Below are 6054 nucleotides of genomic sequence, written 5' to 3' on the forward strand. Positions count from 1 at the left end.
GCGCCGTCAGCCGACGAGGCCTCCCATCGGCTTGACGTCGGCGCTGCCCGGGAAGACGGCGTCTGCGAGCACCTTCTCCTCGACACGCAGATGATCCCTCAGCAGGCCCTTCAACACTGCGCGCAAATCCGTGGTCGGCTTGAGATCGCGATCCTCGAAGAGTTGCGCCGGCTTCAGGCCCGGCCAGTCCGCGATCACGCGGCCACCGGTGAGCCCGCCGCCGATCAGGAAAGCGACCGTGCCCGTACCGTGGTCCGTGCCCTGCGTACCGTTGATGCGCGCGGTTCGCCCGAACTCCGTGACAACGGCCACGACTGTCTCGCGCCACGCTTCGCCCATGTTGCTCTCGATTGCGGCAAAGGCGCCGTCGAGCGCACCGAGCAGATTGTAGAGCTGGCCCGAGGCCGCGCCCTCGGCGATGTGCGTATCCCAGCCGACGAAGCCCATGGCGCCGACGCGCGGACCGTCGGGCTTGGCGAGATAGCGCGCGGCCGTGCCGGCGGCTTCGGCGAAGTAGGCGCGGACGCGCGCGATGCCGGGCGGCGCCAAGGTCGGATCGTCAGACATCGGATCGCCCGTGCCCGATGCGCCGCCGAGCGAAGCGAGCTTCATGCGGGCCTGGAGCACGGTCGCAAGCTTCGGATCGGTGTGCTGGTAGAGATCGAGCAGGCGGTTCTGCGTGTCCTCGCTCGCCGGCAACAATCGCTGCGGCACCCATGTCATGACAGGCGCCGAACCGCGCACCACCAGCGGCGTCACGGAGCCGATGCCGAGCGCGCGGCTGGCGCGCGGGTCGACACGCCCGCCGGATTCCAGCGCGAGCAGCGCGCGGTTGAGCCATCCCGAGCTGGTCATGCCGGGCTTGACGAGCCCGCTTTCCAGCACGTCCTGGCCGTCGAAATGCGAACGCTCGCGATAGGGCGTCGCGGTGGCATGGACGATGGCAGCCTTGCCGCTCTTGTAGAGCCGATGCAGATTCGGCATCGCAGGATTGAGCGCGAAGAAGGCATCGAGCGGCAGCGCTGGCGGCTTGCCGTCCAGCACCAGCGCACGATCGCCGCGCAAGGAAATCCAGTCGGGATCGCCGACCGGCGCAACCGCGCCGAGGCCGTCGAGCGCTCCGCGCAGCACGATGACCAGCAGTCGCGGATCGCGCCCTTCGGCGCGCGCGATCCCAGGCATCTGGCTCCACGCGAACAGCGCGCCGGACCCGACCAGAAGCTCGCGCCGCGTGGGCAAATGATTGACGACGCCCATGCTCACCTCCTCTGAAAATCCGCCGACATGAACAAGAGCGCCAACGCCTGCTGCCGGCTCTCGGCACGGCCGACCGCCTGCTTCACCTCGGGCGCTATCTCCGATGCGAAGACGTCTTCGATGATCACTTGCGGATCGGCCATGCCGGTGATGCGCTCGGCGAAATTGTTGGCGACGTCGAGCCGCCGGCCGACGCCGTCGATCCAGCTGGGCTCGTCATCCGGATAGCCCTTCGGCGCCGACGGACGCCACAGCGCCTCACCGAGCAGCTCCTGGCCGCCGGTGAAGCGGACGGGATCGACGACCGTGATGCCGGTCGCACGCACCATGCCGACGACCCATTCCCCGGGACGCTTGAGCTTCGACGGCGGCCCGCGCCAGGCCTCGTCCGAGGACACCATCGCAATCGCGACCTGCTTGAGATCGCCCTCGGTGTCGCGAAAGGTCCTTGCCATCTGCTCGACGAGCACCGGCGACGGATCGTCGGCGACGAAATGGCGCGCGAGTTTTGTCGCGACATGGGTCGCGGTCGCGGGATGGGCGGCGAGGTCGCGCAACACGGCGCGGCCCTGCTCGGCATCCTCCTGCTCGTAGCGTTTGCCCAGCACGGTCTGTCCGCCGGGCTCGTGCAGCCGCGGATTGAAGGTGAAATCGCCGCCGTGCTGGGGATCGGCGCCCGGCGGCACCAGCGTCCAGCCGGTCAGCACATTGGCGAAGCTGATGACGTCGTCCTGGGTATAGCCTGCGCGCACGCCGAGCGTATGCAGCTCCATGATCTCGCGCGCAAAGTTCTCGTTGAGACCGCTACTGCGGTTGATGCCGGCCGTCGAGTTCGCGCCCATCGAACCAAGATTGTCGAGATAGACCAGCATCGCCGGATGCCCCTCGACGGCCAGCAGGAGATCGACGAAGCGGCCGAGCGCATTTGCGCGAACGGCTTCGCGCTCATAGGCGCCGGACATGCTCTGGATCCGGTTGGCCGAGACGCAGAAATGGTTGGACCAGAACCACACCAGCCGCTCGGCGAAACCGATGTCGGCGGAAAGCGCAGCTTCGGTGCGCACCTTGGCTTCCTGCAAATAGATCGGACGTCCGGGATCGGGAATGGCGTCGGCTGCCTGCTTGGCCGCCATCTCGGCGGCGTCCTTGTCCGCTACCTGCCCTTGCGTCTGGTCTTCCGACATGGTCGGCGTCGCCGCCACCTGCTGCTTTTTAGCCTGCTGCTGGGCCTGCTTGGCGCGCGCCGTGCGCCGCGCATTGGCATCGGCCACGGTGCGATAGGCCTTTGCGCTGGAGGGAAGGCTAGCGGCAGCGTTCAGGACGAGCGGACGGTCGAGTTCGGCGATCAGCGCGCCACGCGGGTCGGTCCCGACAGCCGCAATCGATCCCGGACGCGGCCCCATTCCGAAGCGATGAAGCGCCAGCACAGAATCGGCCTTTGCAGAACTGCTCATAACGAATGCCTAATTCTTTCGAGCCTGCCGACGGTGTCGGCGCGAAGCTACGAACCGTAATGCTACGTATTGTAGCATTCACGACGTGAGTCTGCAAGCATAGATTGAGCGACCGCCGCCACGAACTCGGGCGCCACCACTCCCGCAGAGCGGCAGCGGCGCTCGTCCTAAAAATTCGGCCCGAGCGCGATTTTCGTGATCGTGCCGTTTCTGACACCGATGCGCCATTCTGCCGAACCGTTGGCGAACTGGGCAACATAGATATCGCTGTCGAGCGCGGTGACGCCGCGGAAGGAGACCGCACGCAGCGCACCCAGCCGCGTCAGAATCGCCTGATCGAACGGAAGCTGCGCGCGTGTGATGTCGGCGACTTCCGACGTCATGCGCTCGTAGTCCGGCTGTCCCCGGCCGACGCCCTCGATGTAACGGCGCAGCATCTCCTCGCCATTGGCGATCGGAACGGCGCGCCGCGCTGCGCGACCCGGACGCGCGCCGAGGTTTGAGGCCTCGACATTGTGGAAGCGCGTTTGCCGACCCGGCACCAGGATCTCCATGCACCGTCCCGACTTGTCGGCAATCACCCACGGATTGTTCACGGTGGTGGTGGAGGCCCAGGTCATGTTGGGCCTGACGACGCTCTGCGTCTTGCGATTGCCGTCGGCATCGAGATTGAAAACCTGGATGTCGTCGCCCATCTCGTTATAGACCATGATCCTGATCGGCGAGGTGCCGGCGCGGCCGCGCACGTTCGCCTCCTCCGAGCAAGGCACGATGCCACCGAGTTCGTCGTTGCCGTCGGCTCGGAAGATCACATCGCCGGCCTTGCCGTCGGGCTCGATCAGCAGGCGGAATTCGGCCGTGCCGTTTTCGAATTTCGCGCCATAGATGTCGTAGCCGCCAGGACCGACGCCGCGGAAGAAGATCGATTCCAATCCGCCGAGCGCAACGAACGTCGCGTGCATTTCATTGAGCTGGCGGTGGATCTTGGCCGCGAGCGGCGCGCTCATGCGATCGTAGTTCGGCGTGCCGGCGCGCAGATCCTCGATCCCCCGCAAGATCATCTCCTTGCCGCCGACCGCCGGGACCTGCTCCCTGAAGCGATCGGGGACTTCGGCAAGGCGGCGCGCGAAATCCGCTTGGACCGCCTGTGCCACCGCCGCATCGACGCGGGCTGCGAGGCGGCCGCCGAAAACCGCACTTTGTAGCAACACGCGCGAGACCCTCGACTGCTCGTCGCGCAGGAAGATCACGAGATGGTCGCCGCGAAAGGAGAAGGCATCAGTGCCCTCGGCCAGGACTTGCGTCGCCCCCTGCCCGGTTTCCTGCAGCCAGAGACGGTCGCCATCGCGGCGGACGGTGAGCACGCGGTTCGGCGCAATCCTATACCAGCCGACATATTGATCGAGCGAGGCAGGTTCGGTCGTCGGCGCCGGCATCTCGGCGACACGCACCGCGCGCACGTCGCGGCCGTTGATCCGCAGCATCAGTTCGGAGGAGCGGCGTTCCGCATCGAGCGGGAACGTGATCTCGCCCGACGAAGCCAGGTAGGACGCGGTGCCGTCGCTGCCGACGGTCAGGCGCAGCCGACGTTGCCCGGTGAGCTGGCCGTAGAGATCATCACCCTCGCGGAAGATGGCGAACACCGAGGCCGGGCCCATGGCGTAGAAATTGACGAAGGGGCGGTAATGTTGGGCCGGCACCTCTCCACTATCGCCGGCGAGCGGCGCAGGCTCTGGGGTGCGATAGGCGATCATGCCGGCGGACACGATCACGGCCGGGACGATCGCGGCCGCGATCCACAGCCGCTTGCGCCAGCCGACCGCGACCGGCATCACGGCAGTCGCGATGATGCGCTCGACGCGCGCGCGCACGGTCGAGGCCCGCGCCATCGCGAGCTCGACCGGCCGCGGGTTTACCGTGCTTGCGAAATCAAGCAGGATTTCCGCATAGGACAGCCGATCGTCGATCACCTCGATCGCCTCGGCGTCACTGATGATCTCGGCAAGTTCGGCAAGACGCGCGAGCTGCCACCAGGCGAACGGGCTGAACCAGAACACCGCGCGATTGAGGGAAGCGAGCAGGAGGATATGGAAATCGCGGTTGGCGACATGCGCGCCCTCATGCGCGAGCACCGCGAGGCGCTTCTTTGGGTCCCAGCCGGAAAATTGCGGCGGCACCAGAATGGTCGAGCCAAACGTGACGGGACCGCCGACCTCGCGGCTGACGCGCACATCGGCGTCGACCATCTGCAGACCGTTGATCGGTCTTGCCGCGCGCGCGAGGCGCCAGGTCAGACAGAGCCCAATGGCCAGCCGCAGCAGCAACAGGCTGGCGACGCCGACATGGACGACGGTAGCGATCAGCCACCAATTGACGGAGAGGCCGCTCTGCGCCGGCGCAACTATCGCCGCGCCGGGCGCGATCGGCTGCATGGGCTGAGGCATCTCGAGCATCGAGATATCGGCAGGCAGGACATCATCCGGCACGGGTAACGGCAGTGGCAGCCGGGTGATCGTGACCGTCGGCCAATGCATCACGAACGGCATCGCCACGGACGCCAGCAGCACGACGACCCACGCCGTCATGTGGACGTGCGGATTGCGCACGCGAAACAGGTTGAGACCGAACCAGACGACGCCTCCCAGCACAAGGGAGCGCAGCGCCGCCTCCGCCAGAGTTGCGATCATTCTTTCTTCACTCCCCTCGCCTTCTTCGCCTTGGCCACCTGGTCGGCCAGCGTGCGCAACTGCTGCTGGTCGAGCATTGCATTGTCGACCATGCCGACGAGGACCTCCTCCATCGAGCCGTTGCAGAACCAGTCGACGATGCGCTGCACCGCCTTGGCCGCAACCCGCGCGCGCGCTTCGGCTGCGTGGTAGACATAGGTGCGTCCGTCCACCGTGTGCCGAGCATAGCCCTTTTCTTCCAGCCGGCGCAGCACCGTGCGGACCGTCGATTCCTTCAGCCGACGCGACAGCTTCTCGCGCACAACCTCGGCCGTGACAGGACCATGGGCCCAAACCAGTTGCATGACCTCGTGCTCGAGGTCGCCCAGGTCCGGCAAACGATCGTCCATGGCGGCTTACCTTGGTTTCGCATTTTCTTGTAACGCTACAGAGCGTCGCATATACGCCCGCGCCGCGCAACGGAGTTTCTACCTGAAATGGTATCGCGTGCTGACCGAACCGCGGAAATAACCTCTCGCAAGTCGGATCGACTTTCGATCGGGCTAGCAGACTGCCGGGGCCCCGCCCCCCGCGGCGGCGGGGGGGGGGGGGGCGGCCCGGGGGCCCGCGCCGGCCCGCCCCCCCGCGCCGCGGGGGGGGGGGGGGGGGTGGGGCCG

At 66.8% G+C, this 6054-nt stretch carries 4 protein-coding genes; all 4 read right to left on the minus strand.

Annotated features, from left to right (window positions below):
* Positions 1-6 precede the first annotated feature (6 nt).
* The 4 genes from AC0L3K_RS23325 to AC0L3K_RS23340 all read right to left on the minus strand — a co-directional run bounded on the left by AC0L3K_RS23325 (position 7) and on the right by AC0L3K_RS23340 (position 5787).
* The gene (locus tag AC0L3K_RS23325; protein ID WP_473366984.1) at positions 7-1257 is read right to left on the minus strand and encodes a DUF1501 domain-containing protein; all 1251 of its coding nucleotides are present in this window, start codon (positions 1255-1257) and stop codon (positions 7-9) included.
* A 2-nt stretch (positions 1258-1259) separates the two neighbouring features.
* Positions 1260-2711: a DUF1800 domain-containing protein gene (locus AC0L3K_RS23330; RefSeq protein WP_473366985.1), complete on the minus strand. Its 1452-nt coding sequence runs from the start codon at positions 2709-2711 to the stop codon at positions 1260-1262.
* Positions 2712-2878: 167 nt separating this feature from the next.
* Positions 2879-5398, minus strand: a complete 2520-nt coding sequence (locus AC0L3K_RS23335) for a M56 family metallopeptidase (RefSeq protein ID WP_473366986.1) — start codon at positions 5396-5398, stop codon at positions 2879-2881.
* Positions 5395-5787, minus strand: coding sequence for a BlaI/MecI/CopY family transcriptional regulator (locus tag AC0L3K_RS23340; protein WP_007601043.1), 393 nt, complete (start codon positions 5785-5787; stop codon positions 5395-5397). Before AC0L3K_RS23340 ends, AC0L3K_RS23335 begins: the two co-directional genes overlap by 4 nt.
* Between the last annotated feature and the right edge of the window lie 267 nt (positions 5788-6054).

The sequence above is a fragment of the Bradyrhizobium sp. MI1.10 genome, assembly GCF_055811035.1.